At 45.7% G+C, this 22,841-nt stretch carries 19 protein-coding genes; 18 read left to right on the top strand and 1 reads right to left on the bottom strand.

What is annotated here, in order from left to right:
- The first annotated feature begins 18 nt into the window (after window positions 1-18).
- The 10 genes from lon (at window position 19) to LPY66_RS18995 (ending at window position 13,292) form a co-directional block, all read left to right on the top strand.
- The gene (gene lon, locus LPY66_RS19040) at window positions 19-2,400 is read left to right on the top strand and encodes an endopeptidase La (RefSeq protein WP_337985819.1); all 2,382 of its coding nucleotides are present in this window, start codon (window positions 19-21) and stop codon (window positions 2,398-2,400) included.
- Between the two features lie 285 nt (window positions 2,401-2,685).
- Window positions 2,686-3,288 carry a ribosome biogenesis GTP-binding protein YihA/YsxC gene (yihA, locus tag LPY66_RS19035; RefSeq protein WP_337985818.1) on the top strand — a complete coding sequence of 201 codons (603 nt, stop codon included), beginning with the start codon at window positions 2,686-2,688 and terminating at the stop codon, window positions 3,286-3,288.
- 9 nt (window positions 3,289-3,297) lie between these two features.
- Window positions 3,298-4,293, top strand: a complete 996-nt coding sequence (locus LPY66_RS19030) for a sodium:calcium antiporter (protein WP_337985817.1) — start codon at window positions 3,298-3,300, stop codon at window positions 4,291-4,293.
- Window positions 4,294-4,422: 129 nt separating this feature from the next.
- Window positions 4,423-4,986 carry a hypothetical protein gene (locus LPY66_RS19025; RefSeq protein ID WP_337985816.1) on the top strand — a complete coding sequence of 188 codons (564 nt, stop codon included), beginning with the start codon at window positions 4,423-4,425 and terminating at the stop codon, window positions 4,984-4,986.
- A 295-nt stretch (window positions 4,987-5,281) separates the two neighbouring features.
- On the top strand, window positions 5,282-6,106 hold the full coding sequence (locus tag LPY66_RS19020) for an MBL fold metallo-hydrolase (RefSeq protein WP_337985815.1): 825 nt from the start codon (window positions 5,282-5,284) through the stop codon (window positions 6,104-6,106).
- A 15-nt stretch (window positions 6,107-6,121) separates the two neighbouring features.
- The gene (locus LPY66_RS19015) at window positions 6,122-7,921 is read left to right on the top strand and encodes an ArnT family glycosyltransferase (protein WP_337985814.1); all 1,800 of its coding nucleotides are present in this window, start codon (window positions 6,122-6,124) and stop codon (window positions 7,919-7,921) included.
- A 59-nt stretch (window positions 7,922-7,980) separates the two neighbouring features.
- A complete protein-coding gene (locus tag LPY66_RS19010) occupies window positions 7,981-8,739 on the top strand; it encodes a glycosyltransferase family 2 protein (protein WP_337985813.1) in 759 nt (252 codons plus the stop codon).
- A gap of 56 nt (window positions 8,740-8,795) precedes the next feature.
- Window positions 8,796-9,143, top strand: a complete 348-nt coding sequence (locus tag LPY66_RS19005; protein WP_337985812.1) for an SMR family transporter — start codon at window positions 8,796-8,798, stop codon at window positions 9,141-9,143.
- A 137-nt stretch (window positions 9,144-9,280) separates the two neighbouring features.
- On the top strand, window positions 9,281-11,944 hold the full coding sequence (locus tag LPY66_RS19000) for a valine--tRNA ligase (protein WP_337985811.1): 2,664 nt from the start codon (window positions 9,281-9,283) through the stop codon (window positions 11,942-11,944).
- Window positions 11,945-11,966: 22 nt separating this feature from the next.
- Window positions 11,967-13,292 (top strand): bifunctional folylpolyglutamate synthase/dihydrofolate synthase, encoded by a 1,326-nt coding sequence (locus tag LPY66_RS18995; protein WP_337988141.1) that lies wholly within the window; start codon window positions 11,967-11,969, stop codon window positions 13,290-13,292.
- Window positions 13,293-13,665: 373 nt separating this feature from the next.
- On the opposite strand, the gene LPY66_RS18990 is transcribed toward LPY66_RS18995, so the two are convergent.
- Window positions 13,666-14,577: a GGDEF domain-containing response regulator gene (locus tag LPY66_RS18990; protein ID WP_337985810.1), complete on the bottom strand. Its 912-nt coding sequence runs from the start codon at window positions 14,575-14,577 to the stop codon at window positions 13,666-13,668.
- A gap of 145 nt (window positions 14,578-14,722) precedes the next feature.
- Between LPY66_RS18990 and LPY66_RS18985 the strand changes: the two genes are divergently transcribed.
- The 8 genes from LPY66_RS18985 to mreD all read left to right on the top strand — a co-directional run bounded on the left by LPY66_RS18985 (window position 14,723) and on the right by mreD (window position 22,821).
- Window positions 14,723-15,400: an SPOR domain-containing protein gene (locus tag LPY66_RS18985; RefSeq protein WP_337985809.1), complete on the top strand. Its 678-nt coding sequence runs from the start codon at window positions 14,723-14,725 to the stop codon at window positions 15,398-15,400.
- Window positions 15,401-15,578: 178 nt separating this feature from the next.
- Complete coding sequence (locus LPY66_RS18980; RefSeq protein WP_337985808.1) at window positions 15,579-16,211, top strand: redox-sensing transcriptional repressor Rex; 633 nt, start codon at window positions 15,579-15,581, stop codon at window positions 16,209-16,211.
- 210 nt (window positions 16,212-16,421) lie between these two features.
- Entirely contained in the window at window positions 16,422-18,026 is a 1,605-nt protein-coding gene (gene cimA / locus LPY66_RS18975) for a citramalate synthase (RefSeq protein ID WP_337985807.1), read from the top strand.
- A gap of 741 nt (window positions 18,027-18,767) precedes the next feature.
- Window positions 18,768-19,370: a Maf family protein gene (locus LPY66_RS18970; protein WP_337985806.1), complete on the top strand. Its 603-nt coding sequence runs from the start codon at window positions 18,768-18,770 to the stop codon at window positions 19,368-19,370.
- Window positions 19,371-19,469: 99 nt separating this feature from the next.
- Window positions 19,470-20,153, top strand: a complete 684-nt coding sequence (gene radC / locus LPY66_RS18965; RefSeq protein WP_337985805.1) for a RadC family protein — start codon at window positions 19,470-19,472, stop codon at window positions 20,151-20,153.
- Between the two features lie 254 nt (window positions 20,154-20,407).
- Window positions 20,408-21,424: a rod shape-determining protein gene (locus LPY66_RS18960; RefSeq protein WP_337985804.1), complete on the top strand. Its 1,017-nt coding sequence runs from the start codon at window positions 20,408-20,410 to the stop codon at window positions 21,422-21,424.
- Window positions 21,425-21,442: 18 nt separating this feature from the next.
- Window positions 21,443-22,312: a rod shape-determining protein MreC gene (gene mreC, locus LPY66_RS18955; RefSeq protein WP_337985803.1), complete on the top strand. Its 870-nt coding sequence runs from the start codon at window positions 21,443-21,445 to the stop codon at window positions 22,310-22,312.
- Complete coding sequence (gene mreD, locus LPY66_RS18950; RefSeq protein WP_337985802.1) at window positions 22,309-22,821, top strand: rod shape-determining protein MreD; 513 nt, start codon at window positions 22,309-22,311, stop codon at window positions 22,819-22,821. The genes mreC and mreD overlap by 4 nt, the downstream gene beginning before the upstream one ends.
- Window positions 22,822-22,841: the final 20 nt, after the last annotated feature.

Raw genomic sequence — 22,841 nt, 5'->3', positions numbered from 1 at the left:
TATAGGGGAGATAATACTATGCATGAACACGAAATACCGATCCTTCCTTTAAGAGGAATCCTTGTCTTTCCCTACATGGTCATACATCTCGATGTTGGCAGGGAAAGATCGATGGCTGCCGTAGAGGAAGCGATGCTCCAGGATCGTCAGATCCTTCTGCTATCACAAAAGGAAATGGATATAGACAGCCCGACGACCGATGATTTATATACGATTGGAACAATCGTTGATATTAAACAACTGTTAAGACTGCCCGGCGGCACACTCAGAGTGTTAGTCGAGGGCATTTGCCGTGCACGGCTTATCGAATTTCTAGCTGAGGAACCTTACTTTAAAGCCCGGGTAGAAAGGATTCAGCCTAATCAACGGATGACGTTGGAATTGGAGAATATGACAAGAAGCCTGATTCACCAATTCGAAGAGTATGCACGCTTAAGCAAAAAGGTATCGCCAGAGGCCATCGGAACCGTACTGTCCGTAAAAGAGCCTGATCGCATGACCGACCTGGTTGCTTCTCACCTTGATTTAAAAATAGAGGATAAGCAGACCATTCTTGGGACGATCGACTTAAATGAGCGCATGGAGAAAATAACCGAACTGATCATGCGCGAAATCGAGATCCTCGAACTTGAAAGAAGGATCGGTCTCCGAGTACGCAAACAGATGGAGAAAGCCCAGAAGGAGTATTATCTGCGTGAACAGATTAAAGCGATTCAAAAAGAGCTGGGCGAAAAGGATGAAAAACAAGCTGAAATAGAAGAATACAAGGAAAAAATCAATAAGGCAGACTTAAGCGAAGAAGCAAAAGAAAAAGCCTTAAAAGAATTGGACCGCTTGGATAAAATGCCCGCATCTTCAGCCGAGGGAACGGTTGTTAGGACTTACCTCGATTGGGTATTGGCACTTCCTTGGAATAAGATGAGCAAGGATAAAACCGATATGCATCGGGCACAAAAGGTATTGGAAGAAGATCATTATGGATTGGAAAAAGTCAAGGAACGGATTCTCGAATTTCTTTCCATCCGTAAACTGACGCCGAATATGCGCAGCCCCATCCTCTGCTTTATCGGACCTCCGGGAGTAGGCAAAACATCGCTGGCTAAATCCATTGCCCGATCGATGGATCGAAAGTTCGTCAGGATGTCACTCGGTGGTGTCCGTGATGAAGCGGAGATCAGAGGACATCGCCGGACGTATATTGGGGCATTGCCCGGTCGGGTTATTCAGAGTATACGCAAAGCAGAAACGAGGAACCCTGTTTTCCTGTTTGACGAAATCGACAAGATGTCATCGGATTTTCGGGGAGACCCCGCGTCGGCAATGCTGGAAGTTCTGGATCCCGAACAGAACCATACCTATATGGACCATTACATGGAGATTCCGTTTGATCTCACCAAAGTCCTTTTCATTATGACAGCCAATTACATTGAGAATATTCCGAGGCCGCTCCTTGACCGTATGGAAATCATTCATTTAAGCGGATATACTGAGGACGAGAAAGCGAATATCGCCATGAGGCACCTTGTTCCCAAGCAGATGAAAGCCCATGGACTAAAAGAAACGGTCGTTAAACTTGACCGTGAAAGTGTTCTGAAAATCATTCGCGGATATACTCGGGAATCCGGGGTGCGGAACCTGGAGCGTGAGATTGCTAATGTTTTACGCAAAGTAGCCGTTAAGGTTGTCAAAAAGGAATGGCAGTCGCAGACGCTGACTCCCGAAGATATTGAAGCTCTTCTAGGGAATCCGCGCTATTCTTATCATACGCTGACATTTGATCCGGAAGTCGGAGCCGCGGTTGGTTTGGCCTATACGGAAGTCGGCGGGGATGTGCTGACCATCGAAGCGACACCGCTACCTGGAAAGGGACGGCTGACGCTTACCGGTAAATTAGGCGATGTGATGAAGGAGTCTGCTCAGGCTGGGTTGACCTTTGTTCGCTCCCAAGCTGAGGCCTTGGGTATTGATAAAGATTTTTACGATCAAATCGATTTGCATATCCATGTGCCCGAGGGTGCTGTGCCGAAGGACGGCCCCTCAGCAGGGATTACTATGGCGACAGCGATGGCGTCAGCCCTTTCGATACGGGCGGTTCGCCAGGATGTTGCAATGACAGGTGAAATTACCTTGCGTGGGAATGTTCTTCCGATCGGCGGTGTGAAGGAGAAGGTTTTGGCCGCGCACCGTGCCGGAGTCAGGACAGTTATCCTCCCCGAGAAGAATCAGAAGGACGTGGAGGAGATTCCCGAAGAAATCCGTAAGGATATGGAGTTTCGATTTGTAAAACGCATGGAAGAAGTTCTGGAAATTGCTTTGTTGCCGGTTAGCGGGTCAGAACGTGTCCTGCCCCAGCTTCCCCTCTACAATGCGGATTTTTCTCAGCCAAGCCGGCCGGTGTAATTTAACGACAAAGTTTAGGAACAGTCGATCGACTGGTGATGTTATACAGATGAGCGGCGGTGCTGCAAATAGACGAAAAAGTCGTTTTGCGGCACTGCCTCTTTCTATACGTATGGGAAGGAAGTGGTAGTATTATCCAACTATCTCAGCATATACTAATATGGTATCTTAAGTCTATTTTCAGTTAGTTGTCCTAAAATATATTTGGTTTCTTGGTTTGGAATCCCCGTCATTATAGAGTAAAATAGTACCTGTGCCAAGAACGTATCGGTAGGTGAGAACGTTTTGATTTTTCGAAAAACTGAATTTGTTATATCCGCAGTGAAGCCGCTGCAATATCCGGAGGGTACCCGACCAGAACTTGCGGTTGCCGGACGGTCCAATGTGGGGAAATCTTCACTCATTAATAAGCTGGTTAACCGCAAAGCATTGGCGAAGGTAGGCGGGAAACCCGGCAAAACACAAACGATCAACTTTTTTAACATCAACGACGAATGGTATCTGGTCGATTTGCCGGGATACGGCTATGCAAAAGTATCGATGGAGACACGGGCACAATGGGGAAAGATGATGCAGACCTACTTTCGAACACGTGAAAGTCTGCGCGGAGTCATCCAACTGGTTGATATTCGTCATCAGCCGACGGAGGATGATAAGACAATGATGGAAATGCTTCGGGTTAATGCGATACCCGTATTGGTAATAGCCACAAAAGCGGATAAAATCTCCAGGGGACAGCGACCAAAACATTTAAAGGTTATTGCCGATGCCTTAAATATTCCGGATTGGCGGGCAATCATCCCTTTTTCGACAGAGGATGGAACCGGTAGTGAAGAGTTGAACCAAGCGATTGATGACATTATTTATGAAAAAGAAGCAGGGGAGTAAGACAAAGACATGGTGGATATTATTTTATTGATTATTAGTTTAGGTATCATACTGCTTGGCGCGGAAGTATTTACTAACGGTATTGAATGGCTTGGCAGAAAGCTCAATTTGGGCGAAGGTGCTGTCGGAAGCATTTTTGCCGCGGTTGGAACGGCTTTGCCGGAGACGCTGATTCCGATAATTGCTATCCTTACTGCCACAGGCGCGGGAGGCCATGAGATTGGTATTGGTGCCATTCTGGGCGCGCCGTTTATGTTAGGAACCCTGGCTTTTTGTATTACTGGGATTGCCGCGTTTATATTCAGACGAAATAATCGTCCGATGTATATCCACCCGGAGGTCATTGAACGGGATTTGAAATTCTTTTTGGCTGTATATGCTCTTGCCATTGTCGCCTCATTTTTACCGACACATTCGTTAAAAATGATTGTTGTGATCATTCTTCTAGCCGCGTACGCCATCTATGTTTACCAGACAATTAAAAGCAGTCATGGTGAAGCTAACCTGGAAGAAGAAATACCCTGCTGTTATTTTCATAAGAGAGGTGAACCGGGGTTATTCATTGTGCTGGTTCAGGTTGTCGCCGCACTCCTTATCATTGTCGGCGGAGCTGAATTATTTATTCGCTCAGTTCAGGCAGTCTCGGCGGCGCTGGGTATCCCTGTATTTATCCTGGCTATTATCATCACGCCGATTGCTACGGAGCTGCCGGAAAAATTCAACAGTGTGCTTTGGGTCCGTCGTGGTAAAGATACATTGGCTATGGGAAATATCACCGGTGCGATGGTGTTTCAAAGCTCAGTGATACCCGCCATTGGTATTTCACTGACTTCTTGGGTGCTGGAACCCCTGGCATTGGCCAGCGCGATACTTGCTCTGTTATCAGCCGGCCTTCAGTATGTGGTTATTCGCAGGACCAAAACATTGTATCCCGGGATCCTTCTCCTGGGCGGGGTATTCTACACAATATTCCTGTTCTTTGCTATTAAAGGGATAACACCATAGATTGAGAGAATTTTGCCGGTTATAAAACCACGCTTTAGAATATTTTGTAAATATTTCCTGATTCTATGAATAAACTGACCTTCGGTTCTAATATATTTTATAAAGATATTGCGAAACCGGGGTGATTTTATGGGAACAAGCATCCTTAAGGGAGTAACCATTGGATTGTTGGTCACTGTTCTGACGCTGGTGACCGTTCTTGTTTGCAATCTGATCGGTGTTGAGAATAGTATCATTGCATATGTTGTGGACTTTGGACTCTTACTGAGTTGTCTGGCAGCAGGCTTTAGAGCCAGTCAAGTGTCAGAAAGGATCCTTGCAGCTGGTTTAGCATCCGGAGGATATGCCATTGTCGGAATCGGGTTGTTGGCGCTATACTTTCCAATCGATAGCCTTGGGGCCCTGAAGACGATTTCCGAAGGAATCGGCTTGGGACTCCTGGCGGGTATATTGGGAGCCGGTGTGCTGAATCCGAAACCCCAGGACTATGAACGGCCGGGGGTTTATCCCGCAAGTCGTCCAGAGAGTCATATCTATTCCAAAAGAGAATCGGTGCAACCCAATCATGCTGATTCCGAGTTAGTTCGGGCAAAGATCTATGATCTATGTAATAAGAAATCAGAACTAACGGAAGAAGAAGAGGCATTCGATTGGTGGGAGATTAATCGCAAATCCCAATTAAGAGGAAAGTAAAAATTTAGAAATCAAGGTTATCCTTAATCTCGGACCGATAAAAAGAAGATTTTTGACGGTTCCTTCCGCCGAAGAAATGGTACAAAAACTAAAATAGCAGGTTATCCTGCTCCACTTATCCAAAGCCCGGTTATTCCGGGCTTTTTTTGGTATAGCAATCCGATTGTTGGAGAAGCTAATCCTGGTAATCAATTATAATTTTCGATCAGAAACAGGATAGCTGCATCAAGGTGGTTCTGAACCGTAACGATGGCACATCAGTACCGTTATGATACTCAACGGGAGGTTTGGTTATATGATCAACAAGCTGCTTGGCAGTATTTCCAAATTAACGGAGTCTTCCGTAGAGGTCGCACCGGATATCTGCCTGCTGCAATTTACCGTGGTCAACGTCTGTCTTGTTGGTTCTTCAGACTCCTGGATGCTTGTTGATACCGCACTCCATCATTCTGCTGATTTTATCATTAACACTGCTGCGGAATATTTTGGAAAGGATAATCCGCCGCAATTGATTTTATTAACCCATGGACACTTTGATCATATTGGTTCTGTTCTTGATTTGGCGGAGACCTGGGATGTTCCCGTATTTGCTCATGAACGGGAAATTCCGTACCTCACTGGGAAAAAGGATTATCCCCTACCTGATCCTTCTGCAGATGAGGGACTTATTGCCAAATTGTCACCGTCCTTTCCCCACCGCAGTATTAACCTGGATTATCGGGCTGTAGCCCTGCCGCGTGACGGGCGAATTCCCGGTTTTCCTGAGTGGCGTTGGATCCATACGCCCGGTCATACGGAAGGTCATGTATCTTTTTTCAGAAAAAAGGATAAAACGCTTCTTGTGGGCGATGCCTTTACGACGACCAAACAGGAATCCGCGCTGTCTGTTCTGACGCAAGCAGAGCAAGTCAAAGGACCACCGGCATATTTCACTTCAGACTGGGAGACTGCTGAAAAATCTGTGGCTAAGCTTAGGGCACTGGAGCCTGAGCTGGCAATACCCAGTCACGGACTACCTTTGAAAGGGAAAGAACTAACGGCTCATCTCGATCGGCTTGTTCGTCATTTTAAGACCATCGCAGTTCCGGACAAAGAAAAAGACCGGCAAAGGGAAGAATAACAGGAGGGCACTGACGTGAGAAAAAGAGAAATGGCCATCCTGTTTTTTTTGCTTGTTTTCCTTTTTGTTATCCGTCTCTACCATATTAATACCCCTCCGTTGGAAATGGCAGATAGTTGGCGGCAAGCTGACACAGAATCCATGGCCCGTAATTTCCTGCAATATGATCCTCATCTTTTTCATCCTAATTTAAATTATGATGGCCCGTTTCCCAACATCCCTGCCTTGGAAATACAAATAACGCCCTATCTTATTGCTATCCTTTATCGTATCTTCGGGCAGCATTACTTTTTGGCACGTTTAGTTCCAATCATTTTCTTTCTGGTATCCGCCGCCTTCCTTTATTTATTTGCGCGCCTTCATATGGATAAACGAGGAGCGGCTTTTTCCGCGCTGATTTATGGGATCTTGCCGGTCAATGTGTATTATTCACGCGCCGTCATGCCGGAATCTGCCGCGCTTATGTTTTGGATTGGCGGTATTTACTTGTTCGATCTGGGATTACGCCAGTCAAAAAAGAAGGTTCTTGCCTTGAGTGCTATACTCATGGCTCTGGCCATCATGACCAAACCCCCCGTTATATTTGCAGCACTGCCTATGATGTACCTTTGTTTTCACTACGATGGCAGGCAATGGCTGAAGAACGGGATACTATGGCTCTATGCCTTTGTTACGTTGGGAATTGCGGCAGGATACTATTACCACAGTGCCGGAGTGGCTGATTATCTATTCACTGTTGGTATTAGCAGAGATCTGGTTTTCAAGCATGCCTTGACTGCTTTTTACAGTACGGAAGCTTTGAAGTTTTTCGCAGGAACACTCCCGGTGACGCTGGGGTTTACCGGAATAATCCTGACATTGGCCGGTCTTTTCACGCTATCGTCCAATCAGAAAATTTTTATGGTTTGGTTTTTGGCGATGGTTCTCGAAGTTGTGCTAATCGTCAGTCCCATCAGGTTGAGCTATTATCTTATTTTTCTAACCGTTCCCTGTTCGCTCCTCATCGGAAATTTTATTGCTCAGATCAGCTCTGCAAACCCAAAAACGAGTACAACGTTCTTAAAATCTTTGTCCAATTCCCTGACACATTTTTTACACCCCAAATCAGTCTGGGTGCCACACGTTCCGGCGTCAAGCGAAGCAAGGAAAGCGAAGCGCGGCTGCTGTGACGGCCATTGTACTAGTACATCATTCTTAAATTCTCTTTACACCTCAAATCAGGTCTGCGTGCCACAGTTCCGGCGACAAGCGGAGCATGGATTGCGCAGCGCGGCTCTTTGCGCCAAGGATGGCGCAAGAGCCGAAAGCGGAATGTGGCATGCAGACCAGCCCAGATTATTACATCCATCTGTCATGGTATTTAGAGAACGTTGTACTAGACATAGTCCGGGAGTCGGAAGGGGTAAGGCTAAGGGGAGTATGCTTATCGCGTGTACACTTCTCTTCATCCTAATGGCTGAGAGTTATCATGCGGTCAAACCAATGTATACAGTGAATACCGCCATGGCGGAGCAGGTTGCTGTCGTCAGGCAAATAACCCAACCCAATGACCTTCTGGTTGTAGGGTCTATTGATCCTTGTCTTTTAAGCCTGGCTGATCGCAGAGGCTGGCGTTATCATATCCGAATCTATTCCGAGGTACCTCAAGATCCAATTAATGAATTGAATTATTATATCCAGCGCGGTGCAAAATATTTTGTACCGGTTTTGGGGAAAATATATGGTGATGAGAATAACCAATTACTGACGTTTATTCAAAAGAAATATCCCAAAATAGAAAACGTCCCAGGGTACCCCATGTATATCCTCCAATGAGGGTGTTTGTATGTTGCCATAATCAATGATTCAATGCCTCAAAGCAAGGAGGAAAAAGAATGGACAATAATTCCAATTCAAATGAGTTTAAAGTGATGATCGGATTACCGGCCTATAATGAAGCCGGCGGCATTTTAAATCTTCTGAAAAGCATTACAGCCTTTCGGAGTATCAGCCAATACGAGATCCAGGTCGTTGTTGTCGATGACGGCAGCAAGGATTCTACGGCACAAATCGTTGAGACCTATTCTCGGGAGCATGACCATGTGACGCTTGTCCGACATTCTGGAAACAAAGGACTTGGAGAAGCAGTCAAAACGATCATGCACTATGCCATAACGCACTTAAAAGATAATGACGTTCTTGTTACCATGGACGCGGATAATACGCATAATCCGCTCTTGATCGAAAGCATGGTTACCACATTGGATAAGCGTGATCTCGATCTTGTTGTTGCTTCCCGTTTTACCCCCGGTGGATACGAACTCGGATTAAAAACCCTCCGAAAATTATTCAGTCGCGGTGCGATGATTTTCTTTAAGGTATTTTTTCCTATCCGGAACATGAACGATTATTCTTCCGGTTATCGCGCCTATCGGGTAAAAACAATCAAACAAGCGCAGACGCGCTGGCGCGATTTGATTACAACCAATGGTTTCGACTGTATGGCTGAAATCGCTGCCAAATTTAGCAGGATGGAGATAAAAGCAGCTGAGGTCCCGCTGGTCCTCAATTATCAACAAAAAGAAGGCAGCAGTAAAATGAACGTTTCAAAGACCGTTAAAGGGTATTTTTCCCTGCTGGGAAGGGTAAGATAACGGTAGCGATAATCATTCCATGAGCAAAAGCTAGATGAATAGGAGCATACAAGAAAATGATCTATCTATTAGCCCTTATTTCAATTGCGTTGGGATCCGTCGGACAATTTGGTCTGAAATTAGCTTCGGAAGAGCTGGAAACAGGCAGCGGCATTTGGAATCTGATCTTAACGGCGATCAATACCAAAATGGTCTTATCGATTTCCTGCTTTGTTATCAGTATGGTCCTCTGGATTTTTGTCTTAAGAAAGTTGGAATTGAGTATCGCTTATCCGATGGTCAGCATGGGTTATATTTTTGTTATGCTATTATCATTCTTTTTTCTCCAAGAGCAGATCGATATCCAAAAGCTTATTGGTACCGGACTTATTGTCAGCGGTGTTGTGGTCCTAAATGTTCTGTAACCGATAATTATTTTGACTTTTTCTTCTGTCCTCATTATAATAAAAAATTAGAATTGGCTGACAAGGCACTAGTGCATTAATCTTTCGTCCTTTGGGCTGAAAGATTTTTTTGAGTTTGGTTCGAAAGGAGCCTTTTTATGAATGAGGAACAGCAAATGGCCAAAATATACGATCCTGGCCAGGTAGAAGACAAGTGGTATGAATACTGGGAAAAGAATGGTTTCTTTACACCCGAGGTCAGTGGAGAACAGGAACCTTTCAGTATTGTTATGCCGCCGCCAAATGTAACAGGATCGCTGCATTTGGGTCATGCGATGGATAACACCCTGCAGGATATCCTGACACGGTTTAAACGGATGCAGGGATTTAATACGCTGTGGATCCCCGGCACGGACCATGCCGGCATCGCCACCCAGGCGAAGGTCGAAGAGCAGTTAGCTAAGGAAGGGACAAACCGACACGAACTTGGACGTGAAAAATTTTTGGAAAGAGTCTGGGCATGGAAAGAGCAGTATGGCGGAACGATTACCCGTCAGCTGCGTAAGCTCGGGGCTTCCTGCGACTGGTCACGTGAAAGGTTTACAATGAATGCAGGCTGTTCCAAGGCTGTTCGCGAAGTGTTTGTCAACTTATATCAAAAAGGATTGATTTACCGCGGCAACTATATTGTCAATTGGTGCTCCAAGTGCCATACGACCATATCCGATATTGAAGTTGAACATAATGAACGGGAAGGTCATTTGTGGCATATCCGTTATCCGGCTGCCGATGGCGGTGACGGTGTTGTTGTAGCTACAACCCGTCCGGAAACGATGCTCGGTGACGTGGCCGTTGCTGTTCATCCTGAGGATGAGCGCTACCGTCATTTAGCCGGAAAGACCGTGATCCTGCCGCTGATGAACCGAGAAATTCCTGTTATAACCGATGAGTACGTCGAGAAAGAATTCGGGACAGGAGCGGTAAAAATAACCCCGGCGCATGACCCGAATGATTTTGAAATGGGGCTCCGCCATCATCTCGAACAAATCACTGTTTTAAGCAGTGATGCCAAAATCAATGAGAACGGCGGCAAATATCAGGGCATGGACCGGTACGAAGCCCGCCGGGAAATTGTCAAAGACTTGGAAGCGCTCGGGCTGCTTGAGAAAATTGAGCCTCATACCCACGCTGTCGGCGAATGCTATCGTTGTTCGACGGTTGTTGAACCCCGCGTCAGTCAGCAGTGGTTTGTCAAAATGAAACCCTTGGCTGAACCTGCCATTCAGGTCGTTCACGATGGCGATCTGCAATTTGTGCCGGAACGGTTTGCCCGGATCTATACTGGCTGGCTGGAAAACATCCGAGATTGGTGTATCTCCAGACAACTCTGGTGGGGCCACCGCATCCCGGTTTGGTATTGCCAGAATTGCGGGGCAGAAATCTGTGTCAAAGAGGATCCTGAGGTTTGTCCCCAATGCGGCAGCCATCATCTTGAACAGGATCCGGATGTATTGGACACCTGGTTCTCTTCAGCTCTTTGGCCATTTTCAACTATGGGCTGGCCGGAAAAGACAGCCGAGCTGCAAACGTATTATCCGACCAGTGTACTGGTGACCGGAAGGGATATTATTTTCTTCTGGGTTGCTCGGATGATATTTATGGGACTGGAATTCCAAAAGGATGTACCTTTTCACAAGGTGATGATCCATGGTCTGATTCTCGATGCGCAGGGGCGCAAGATGAGTAAATCGCTGGGCAATGGGATTGACCCGATCGAGGTCATCAACGAGTACGGAGCCGATACGCTGCGCTTTATGCTGATTACAGGGAACACACCGGGAAATGATCTGCGCTTTCACTTCGAGAAATTGGAATCCACACGTAACTTCCTGAATAAGATTTGGAACGCCTCTCGTTTTGTTCTGATGAACTTGGAAGATTACGACTCCGGTAACTACTTGGATCTGCCCACTGCCCTCACTTTAGCTGACCGATGGATTCTCTCGCGCTATGAAGATACCGTACTCAATGTAACAGCCGCATTGGATCGCTATGATCTTGGTGAGGCCGGTAGATTGCTTTATGAATTTATTTGGAGCGATTACTGCGATTGGTATATCGAACTGACAAAGAAACGGCTGTATGCAAAAGAAAATGAAGATGATCGTCGGACTGCGCAGCGTATCCTGCTGGAGGTCCTGGAGGGGACGATGCGGCTTGCGCATCCGCTTATCCCGTTCCTCACGGAGGAGATCTGGCAGCATTTGCCCGGACACGGGACGACTATTATGCTCAGTGCGTGGCCGGAAGCCAAAGGCTATAAAAATGTCCGGATTGAAAACGAGATGATCCTATTGATGGATGTTATTCGCGCTGTTCGAAACATCCGAGCGGATATGGGTGTCGCGCCCGGACGCAAAGCGGATATCCTGCTGGTAGCACCTGAGCAAGAAACAATGGATATCCTGACAAGCGGCATTGAAGATATCAAGCAGCTGGCCGGTGCAGAAAAAATAACGATTGTTCAACAGATGGACAAAAAGCCGGCGCAGTCCGCGAGCGCAGTCCTGACCGGTATTTCCGTTTATGTTCCATTAAAAGGACTCTTGGATCTCGACAAGGAGATCTCTAAAATACGTAAAGAAATTGAAAATACGTTAAAAGAACAAAAACGGCTGGAAGATAAACTGGCAAATCCCGGCTTTGTGGGCAAAGCGCCGCAAGATGTTGTTAATAAGGAAAAAGAGAAACTGGATGACGTTATGGTCCGGCTGCGTTCTCTTAAGCTGAGACTCTCCGATTTGAGCGAAGAGCTTGAATAGGGTGATGGATAGTGTGAGTGAAATGAATGAGTACGAACAGACGCTGGAATATATCAAGAAATTAACAAAATTCGGGATCAATCTGGGGTTGGAACGTATCCAAGCATTGCTGAAAAGACTGGATCACCCGGAGAAAAAAATCAACGTCATTCATATCGGCGGAACAAACGGAAAAGGATCCACAACGGCTATGCTTCAGTCAATTTTGAAACAAGCCGGTTACACGGTTGGGATGTTTACCTCGCCGCATCTGCATGATTTCCGTGAAAGAATTACGATTAACGGAGAGATGATTTCGCCGGAAGATGTCGTCACAGGAATCGCTACGATAAAACCTTATCTGGAGGATATGGTTCAGGCCGGAATCGAGCATCCGACAGAATTTGAGGTCTGTACGGCGTTAGCCTTTTACTATTTTGCTCTCAAACAGCCGGATCTGGTTCTGCTTGAAGTGGGCTTGGGCGGCGAAATTGACTCGACGAATGTCGTTCACCCGATTATCTCGGTCCTTACGAGTATCGGTATGGATCATATGGATTACCTTGGCGATACACTGGAAAAAATCACGGAAGTAAAGGCCGGCATCATTAAAGAATGCGTCCCTGTGGTGACTTCTTCGGATCGGCCGGAGGTGCTTGACGTTATTAAGAAACGTGCTGCCCGCAAGAATGCACGATTGACGGTTATCGGAGAAACAGTGAACTGGCAGCCCGAAGCAGGAGGCAGACGTTTCAGCTATCAGGGTATCCATCGATCCTATCATGAACTGGAGATCGCACTGCTTGGAGAGCACCAATTTATCAATGCGGCAGCAGCGCTGGCTGTCTGTGATGTATTGACAGACACTTACACCTATGACATTCCTGAGAGCGCTGTTCGCGAAGGACTGAAAACAGTCACATGGCCGGGCCGCTTGGAATTGATCCTTCGGGATCCAAGGGTGCTGATTGACGGTGCCCATAATGTCGACGGGATGATGTCCTTGGCAAAGGCCTTAAAAGGTTATGCCGATGGGCCTTTAAAACGGAACAGACTGATACTTTGTATGGGAATGTTAGCGGATAAAGAGGTGGAAAAGGCTGTGGCAATCATTGGACCGATGGCCGATGAAATCATCGTCACGAAGCCGGATTCCCCGAGGGCCGGCGACTGGAAAAATGTCGCCCGGCTTGCGGAAAAATATCTTCCTGCTGAGAAAGTCCGGGTGATCGAAGATACTACAGCGGCAGTCCAGGAAGGACTAAGGCTTACCGGTGAGGATGACCTTCTGTGCGTAACCGGGTCCCTGTATATGATCTCAGGAGTACGGCAGTACCTGATCAACGCCTATAATGCAAATCACGCGTAAATTAAGTAAAACTTGGCTGGCGCCAAGTCCTTAGACGAAGGTGGCAGCTATAGCTGCACTTATGTAATTCAGAACGTGAATCAAACTTTCTGGAACAGAAAGTTACTTAGAGTTTTTCTGATATACGAATATAACCTAGTACATCACTTTTTGAATTTATTTTATACCTCAAATCAGGTCTGCGTGCCACAGTTCCGGCGACAAGCGGAGCATGGATTGCGTAGCGCAACGGTCCATGGATGGACCTAAGTTAAAATTCGCCAAGGAGGGCATAAGAATTTTAACTTCCTTAATGCAAATTCATGGAGGGCACAAGAGCCGAAAGTGGTATTGTGCAGGCGGCCCAGCCCCATATACGAATATTTGCTAACCATCATACTTGCTTAAGGGATGGTTGAGAGTCCCAAATGACGCGATTGCGGCCTGTGTTTTTCGCCTGATACAAACACGCATCGGCTTTTTCCAAAAGAAAGTGCGGTTGTTGGTCTTTTTTCGGCAATAGACTATAGCCGCCTAAACTGACTGTTAAAAAGGCTTTGGCGTCTAACGGCCCATAGGTGAGCTGTGTATTATAAACTTGAACCCGGAGGCACTCTGCAATATGAAGGCCTTCGGTCTTGTTTGTCTGCGGCAAAAGCACAACGAACTCCTCCCCACCGTAACGGGCCAGGAATTCATGAGGTTGAGATAAGCAGGATTGCATCGTCTTGGCGATAATGGCTAAAGCCTCATCACCTTTGGCATGACCGCAATAATCGTTGAACTTCTTGAATTTGTCGACATCGATCATGATCAGAGACAGGAAATGATTATTTTGTACCGCCGAATGGAACTCGTAATCGAGCTTTTCCTGAAAGTACCGCCGATTGGGAATTTCAGTAAGACCGTCAATGCGGGCCATTTTTTCTAATAATCGTTGCTGGTGAATCAGCTTTAACGTATTTTTTACCCTGGCTTGGATGATTGACGGTCGAAACGGCTTTGTAATATAATCCACCGCGCCGAGGGTAAGTCCTTTTTCTTCTTCTGCTTCCGAGTCGCATCCGGTAATAAAAATAACGGGAATATCACGGGTTGAATTATCGGCTTTTAAAATACGGATAAGATCGTAACCATCCATGTCTGGCATCAAGACGTCTAATAGAATAAGATCAGGTTTAGATTCACTAAGAACATGTAAGGCTTCTTTGCCGCTCTTGGCTTTTAAAAAAATGTAATCACTTAAAATTTCTTTCATAAAAGCAAGATTGAATTCCTGGTCGTCTATTGCCAAAATCGTAAACATAGACACTTTCCCTTCCATTCTACCTGATATATCTATAATTGACAGTAAATGACACGGATATTATACCATAGCGCTTGTTATCTGCGTATATTATTTTAAACTTTTTCATAGTATTGGGATAGGATAAGCATGAAGGGGTATTCCGATGAAAAAAAATATAAGACAAGGCGTTTTGATTTCCCTGATATTGGTCATACTAATAGCAGGCGGGATCAGTTGCTTTACATGGAATATCGGCAGGTTATTTGTCAGCTTGGTTGCTGCGGAGCCGTCGGCTTCAGTTAAAGACCAAGAGGTCATTGAAAGCAATGTTCTTCACCTTCCCGAAGTAAAACTTTGGATTTGCCAAATAGGCGTGTATAAGGAAAAGACCAATGCTGAGAAAATACAGCAGTTATTAAAAAGTCAGGGTTTAATGGCTGTCATTTTTACTGCAAATGATTCGTATACGACGGCCATAGGTGCCTTCTTATCGAGAGAGAACGCCTTGCAGTACAGCGGAACAATCACACAGACGGTGCAGAATTGGGTTAAAGCAGCTGAGTACCCGCAGCGGCATTACAAAATCACCGGAAAAGACATAACAACGGCTTCGTTAATTTTAGAAACGGCCAATACCGTATTAACACAACCTGAGGAAGACTGGGATATTCCACAAATGCAGAAAGAAATCCAGTCAGTGTCCGACGATAAATGTCCCACCGACTTTCAAGATCTAAAAAAGAGCGTGGAAATGCTTTTCAGTGCCGGAACAGATACACAGTCACAACAGCTGTTGCAAGTATACGCAGATTACATGATTGTCACAGCGAAATATAGTTAAACTATTCAAACTATTTGCTATAATATTAACGAGGACTATCTGATGCATTTGAATAAAAGCCGTTGGCGTCTTATTTTTACAACTTAATCGGTAATATCTTGCACTTGGACCGATTTACTTGTATTTACTCTTAGTAGTGATATAATTAACTTTAGCTATTGCGAAATGGGGGATCACATTGAAAACATTAAAAATTCCTGAAGCAACGATAATACGACTTTCTGTATACTCCCGATTCTTGTCGGAGATAGACCGAAAAGGGATCATTACTATTTCTTCCGGTGACATTGCCGAAGGAGTTGGTGTCAGTCCGGCTCAAGTACGTAAGGATTTAGCTTATTTCGGCGAATTCGGGATTCGCGGGGTTGGTTATAACGTCAAGGATCTTCACCGGCATATCCTAAGAATTATGGGACTCAGTTCCGAATGGAGCGTTTGCCTCGTTGGTTTGGGGAATCTTGGGCTGGCCTTAAGTACGTATAAAGGGTTTAAAGATCGCGGATTTTCGATTGTTGCTATATTTGAAAATGATCCGAAAAAAATCGGCATGAAGATCAATGATATTGAAGTATTACCGATTGACCGGATCGAAGAAGTCATCGCGCAGAATCAGATCCAAATCGGCGCGATTACGGTACCGGCTTCAGTAGCGCAAGATGTAGCAGATAAATTGGTTCAAGGCGGCATTAAAGCCATACTTAACTTTGCCCCCGTTGTTTTGAATGTGCCACCGACAGTTGAACTCAGAAATGTTGACTTGTCCGTGAATTTAGAAGTACTGACATTTAACCTTGGCGGCAGAATGGCTTAAGGTACCCCGCATAGAATGATGTGTTCGTATATACTGTACCCGGAAGGCCATGCCAGTTTCAATATTTTGGCCGTGTAGGGTACAGTATTTTCATTTTAACAGGATATTTATACTTTATTTCTTCCGAGTTTATCGGTACAATATACTAGTATAGATATAAAAAAATAAGCCTGTATTATAATATACCGGCTGATTGAGGAGGGGAAGAGCATGTCCGGTAAAAAGATTACAGTATATGATACGACGCTGCGGGATGGAGCCCAAGGTGAAGGGGTGCATTTCTCTGCGAAGGATAAGTTGTATTATCTGCAAAAGATGGTTGAGGCCGGGATTGATTATGTTGAAGCAGGCTGGCCGGGTGCTAATCCCAAAGATGATGAATTTTATCGTGCGGTATCCGAATGGGCTGGGCCCAATGGTGATCCCGGCTGGCGCAGCCGTACGAAATTGGTCGCGTTTGGTAGTACATGCCGGGTCGGCGAATCGCCGGAAAAGAGTGATTCCCTGGCAGGACTCCTCGCGTCGGGTGCAGATACATTGACTATATTTGGGAAAACATGGAAGTTGCATGTGGAATCTGTTCTTAGGACAAATGCCCAAGAGAATCTGAGACTCATTCGGGATTCGGTTGCTTATTTGGTCAGTGCGGGAAAAGATGTTTTTTTCGATGCGGAGCATTTTTTTGACGGCTGGCTGGACGACGCTGATTTTGCTCTTCAGTGCGTCGAAGCGGCTCTGCTTGGAGGCGCCAAGGGAGTTGTGCTCTGTGATACCAATGGCGGGACATATACCGAAGAGATTGTTGGCGGGGTAGATGCAGTCAGACAACATTGTTCACCGGGAGTCTTGGGTATTCATGTCCATAACGACGGCGGGCTAGCTATAGCAAATACACTTGCAGCAGTCAGAGCTGGTGCAAATCAAATCCAGGGCACCTGGAATGGATTTGGAGAGCGCTGCGGGAATGCTAATCTCAGTACACTTATCCCATGGCTGCAGCTGAAACTTAATTATCAGTTGATCGAACCGGAAGCACTGCATAATATTACGCATTTAAGCCGTTATGTGGCAGAGCTTGCCAACTATCCATTTGATGAAAAACAACCGTATGTCGGCAGGAGTGCTTTTGCCCATAAAGCGGGTATGCACGTCGATGCCGTCATGAAGGATAATAAAACGTTTGAACATATCGACCCGGCCTTAGTCGGTAATGAGCGGCGCATACTGATTTCCGATCAGTCGGGAAAAGCCAATCTTTGTTTGAAAATGCGTCGGTTCCGCCCCCAAATTGAAAAAGACGATCCATTAGTTGAATTGGCGATGGAGAGGATAAAAAAAGCTGAAAACGAAGGGTTCCAATATGAGACGGCAGAAGGCAGTCTGGATCTGCTTTTGATGGAGATCCTCGGCCAATATGAAGCACCGTTTAATTTAGAAGACTATCATGTATGGAGTGATCCGCTGCGGGGAGAACTTGACTCCGTGGCTGTTGTCAAAGTGCGTGTCGGAGATAAATCAGTGCACATCGCCGCTGAGGGCGACGGCCCGGTTCATGCTCTGGACCAAGCCTTAAGAAGTACGCTGAGTACGTTCTTCCCGGTCATTGAAGAGAGTTTACTGACAGACTATAAAGTGCGGGTGCTGGACGGATCACAGGGAACGGGTTCTATTGTCAGAGTGGTTGTCGAAACAAAGCATGGTTCAAAAACGTGGGGGACGGTGGGTGTCTCATCCAATATCCTTCGCGCGAGTGCAATGGCACTCTTGGATGCATTGTATTTGATCATTCTCAGCTCCCAGGGAAAGGCGTTTTAAAGCACATTAGGTATAATATGGTATTTACTTGCCAATAATTGGCGAAAATGATAAGATAAAAGGGCAGCAAGTTAGCCGGGGCATTATATGACCCGGCTTTCATAATACGCCACTCGCATGTTTTCGTGGCTACTCTCTCTAAGCCTCGCTAAAATGCCAAAACCCAGCTGCTTTCTGCTAGCCGTCGCTCCTAGCCGTCCATGGCTCCGCGACAGCATAAAGGCTTTACTTACGCCTTTATGCATCCGTGGACAGAAACCTTGGTATTTCTTGACGCTGCGTTTTTCGCTCGCTTAACACCACTGGCACATCACCTCGCTGCGTATTATGAAAAAATCAACGGTATCTGGGGTTAGAGGAAATATTTCGAATTAGCATGAATTTGCTTATTGTCTTCATGGATAATCTTGATTCGGTCTGTAAATATTAGCAGATATTGCGCTTTTTCTGACTCTCATACGGACACAGGAGACCTTTCAGCAGCTCCATAAAATGATGAGTTATTCATGCTGTCGTTGATGGTCTAAGGGGCAGGGGAGCAGAGAGGCAAGAGTCCGAAGAGCAAAGATGGAAAGACAGAGACGGAACGATAGGAAGACGGAATGATGGAAAGACAGAATAAGTGGGAAGATGGAAATTCAGCGTGTGTCATACGGAGAAAAAGAACGAAGTAAGTGACAATGCCTCAGCAAGCTGTAGGGTAAGCGGGCTGGCCAAGGAAATATAGAGGATGTGACAAGTATGTTAGTTTTAGCGTCGGCCTCACCGCGGAGGCGGGAGTTACTGAGCGAATGGGGATATGATTTCAAAATTATTGCTGCGCCGGTTGATGAATATATGCCTGAAGGAATAAATCCGGAAACCGGTGTGCAGGATCTGGCCAGGCGTAAGGCTTTATCCGGTTTGATAGCTTGGCAGGCACAAGGCGGGACGGCAGAAGATACCGTTTTAGGTGCGGATACTATCGTTGTATTAGAAGATAATATACTCGGCAAGCCGGTGGATGAAACCGAGGCATTTAGAATGCTGCAGGCATTAGGCGGGAAGACGCATCGGGTAATGACGGCTATTGCTTTAGCCAGGGCAAAGGACGATGCAAGACAAACCGAGGTTGAAACGGATGTTGCCATGACAGAGGTGACATTCAGAGCTCTTACCGATAATGAAATTAATGCGTATATCGCTACCGGGGAATCTATGGATAAAGCAGCGGCTTATGGTATTCAGGGCGGTGCAGGCAAATTCGTCATTCAAGTCAGCGGCTCATTGACGAATGTTATCGGCTTGCCTAAAGAAATATTAGCTAACCAACTGGCGAAGAGAGGAATTTTTCCTCAAAAATAAATTTTGGTACGTATCATATGATCCCAGTATGAGATATGCTCAGTCTCAGCTCTAGCCGAAGATACAAGGTTGATGTGGTACCGTGTGAGGTATGAATCCATGAATTACCGACGTCTTAAGGATTTGCCCGAAGATTTATTGCCCCGGGAGCGGCTTTATCAGCTCGGTTCTGAGAGTTTGTCCAATAAAGAGATATTGGCAATTCTTCTGCGTACTGGTTCAAAAGGGGAAAATGTACTGGAACTGGCGGAAAGGATATTGACGGATGCCGGTGGGTTGGCTGGAATATCCAGATTGACAGTCCATGAATTAAAGCAGGTCCATGGTATCGGGCCGGCGAAAGCGGCTCAAGTCAAAGCGGCATTGGAAATAGGTAAACGCTGTGTCTGTGCGGACCCCGTATCCCGGCCCACGGTTAATACGCCTTCCGACGCCGCCGATTTAGTTATGGAAGAGATGCGAAAACTTGACCGTGAACATTTTAGGATAATGCATTTAAATACACGGAATCATGTTCTTGGGATTTGCCCAGTATCTGTCGGTTCACTCAATTCATCAATCGTTCATCCCAGGGAGTGCTTTAAAGATGCGATTCGCCGAAATGCGAATACGATTATCCTTTTACACAATCATCCCAGCGGAGATCCTACCCCGAGTTATGAAGATGTGGAAATCACTAAACGATTGGCAGAAGGGGGAAAGATTTTGGGGATAGACGTGCTGGATCATATCGTCATTGGCGATAGAAAGTATGTCAGCTTGAAGGAACAAGGTGTTCTTTAAACGATCGACGGGATAGGGCATTTAATGAAATCAAAATATATAAAAATAATCCGAGAAAAACCAAAAAGTCATCGATTTGACACGAAAAAATGATATAATAACATGATATAGCACAAATATTTTCCATAAAGTCATTTTTGTGGATGAAAATCCGTATGAGTGAGAAACTAAGAAAATAATGGAATAATTGAACATTGTTTTAAAATCAGCGGCAAATTTCTAAAAGATGAATCTAGAAGGGAGACTTATTAAGCATGTTATTTTCCAAAGACTTAGGAATTGACTTGGGAACAGCGAATACACTTGTTTTTATGAGAGGGAAAGGGATTATTGTTAGAGAACCATCCGTGGTTGCTATGGATATAGAGAAGAATGAACCTTTGGCTGTCGGAGACCGGGCTAAAGAGATGATTGGCAGAACACCGGGGAATATTGTGGCTATCCGGCCCTTAAAAGATGGTGTTATCTCTGATTTTAATGTCACGCAGAAAATGCTTAAATATTTTATTAATCGGGCATTAGGACAGAAATTTTTGTTTGCCCGCCCACGCGTTGTCATTTGTGTTCCTTCAGGAGTAACAGCGGTTGAAAAAAGAGCAGTCAAAGAAGCTGCCCTTGCGGCAGGGGCAAAAGATCCAATCATTATGGAGGAACCGATGGCAGCAGCTATTGGTGCAGGATTGCCGGTAAGCGATCCTACCGGCAATATGATCGTCGATATTGGCGGAGGAACCACGGAAGTGGCTGTTATCTCCATGGGAGGAATCGTTACGGCGGGTTCGATCCGTGTGGCTGGCGATGAAATGGATGATGCCATCATTGCCTATATTAAGAAAACATACAATCTTTCAGTGGGCTATCAGTCTGCTGAAAATATTAAAATGGAAATAGGCGCTGCGTATATGCCTGAAAAAGGTTTAACTTACATGATTAAAGGACGCGACCTTTTAACTGGCTTACCGAAAAATGTGGAAATCACATCCGAAGAGATAGTTGACGCGTTAAGCGAGCCTGTCAGCGCGATTGTGGATGCCGTAAAGAATTGTCTGGAAAAAACGCCGCCGGAGCTGGCTGCGGATATTATGGACAGAGGAATTATGATGGCTGGCGGCGGTTCACTCTTAAGAAATCTGGACCGACTGATCGCCGATCAGACAGGAATCCCTGTCAATTTAGCCGAAGATCCGCTTTCCTGTGTTGCCTTGGGAACCGGAATGGTGCTCGAGAATGAGGAAATTTTGAAACAGATAGCCTCTTTGCAAAAGAACTAACAGCTGGAGGATAAATCGGTGGGGAAAAAATTAAATCCCATGGGTATTGCCGTTATCGTTTTTGCTATCCTGCTGATTACCTTGACATCGATTCATTTTAGTGGCCTGGGCAGTCAGCTGCCAAATCCGGTTGGGAATGCCCTGCAAAGGGTTCTAGCGCCAATTGAGAGCGCTGTCTGGAATATCGGGGATGGGATCAGAGGTAACTTCCGCGCTATTTTCAGCTTTAGGACAGTTAAAGCTGAAAATGAAGCGCTGCGGAAACAAGTAGATGCTTTAACGGCAGATAATCTCCAACTGAAACAGCAGGTTTTGGCTTCGCTTCGCTATCAGGAGCTTTATGCCGGTATTTTTAAAAGCCCCGTCATTTCGAATTATAGCAAAGTTGGCGCGTCAGTTGTCAATCGTAACCCTTCGGCCTGGTATCAAACGGTCACAGTTAATAAGGGCAGTGATCAGGGCATTAAAGTTGATGATCCGGTGGTCGCCAATTTGGGTCTGGTCGGAAAAGTGATTTCTGTCACAGCCAAAACCTCGGACATCTTATTGATTCTGGATGGAGAAGGACAAGTCGGTGCATTTGTCCGAACCAGTGAAGGCAAAGCGATATTTGGTATCGTCAGAGGTACTTATAAAAACACAACCCGCTTAAACGCCTCCGGTGAGCTGCAGATGAACTTCCGCCCGGATGATGAGGTCAATCCGGGTGATATGGTCTATACATCCGGTTACGGTGAAATATATCCGAAAGGGATACCCATCGGCATCGTTACTGCGATTAAGATCGACACGAAGGGGTTGCTAAAAGTTGCCGCGATCGTACCCATCGTTGATTTTGATTCCCTCGAAGAAGTGTTGATTGTAAGAAACCAGGAGGGCAGTCAATGAGACGCTATATAGTCATGATGATGATCTCTATAGCCTGTCTGGTCCTGCCGGGAACAACGTTTCAGTATTTCTCCTGGGGCGGCATCAAACCCGATATTACCATGCTCTGGGTCATCTATATTGCGTTGCACCATCGTCCGGCCCAGGGTGTCGTCTATGGCTTCTTCATCGGCTTAATCGTTGATTTTTATTTGGGCCGGTATATCGGGCTCTACGCGATTATTTTAGCTGTGGTGGCTTTCTTGATCAGCCTGCTGCAGCAGCGTTGGTATAAAGAAAATATCCCCTTGACAATGGTTCTTGTATTTATCGTTACTTTGCTGGGGCAGGCTATGATGGTTCTTATTGCTACCACGGCAGGATTAAATTGGTTCTTTGGTGATGCTGTTAAAGAAATTTTCGGTATTTCTTTCTATAATGCGTTGCTTGTGCCGGTGACCTATCCGTTTATCCACAAGTCCTTTAGTGAAGGTATCCTGCAACCTAAAAGGAAGATAGAACAGCAATAACAAAAACAGGAGTTGAAATC

Source organism: Dehalobacter sp. DCM (assembly GCF_024972775.1).
Taxonomy (GTDB): domain Bacteria; phylum Bacillota; class Desulfitobacteriia; order Desulfitobacteriales; family Syntrophobotulaceae; genus Dehalobacter.
This window is presented reverse-complemented; position numbering and strand designations above follow the sequence as displayed.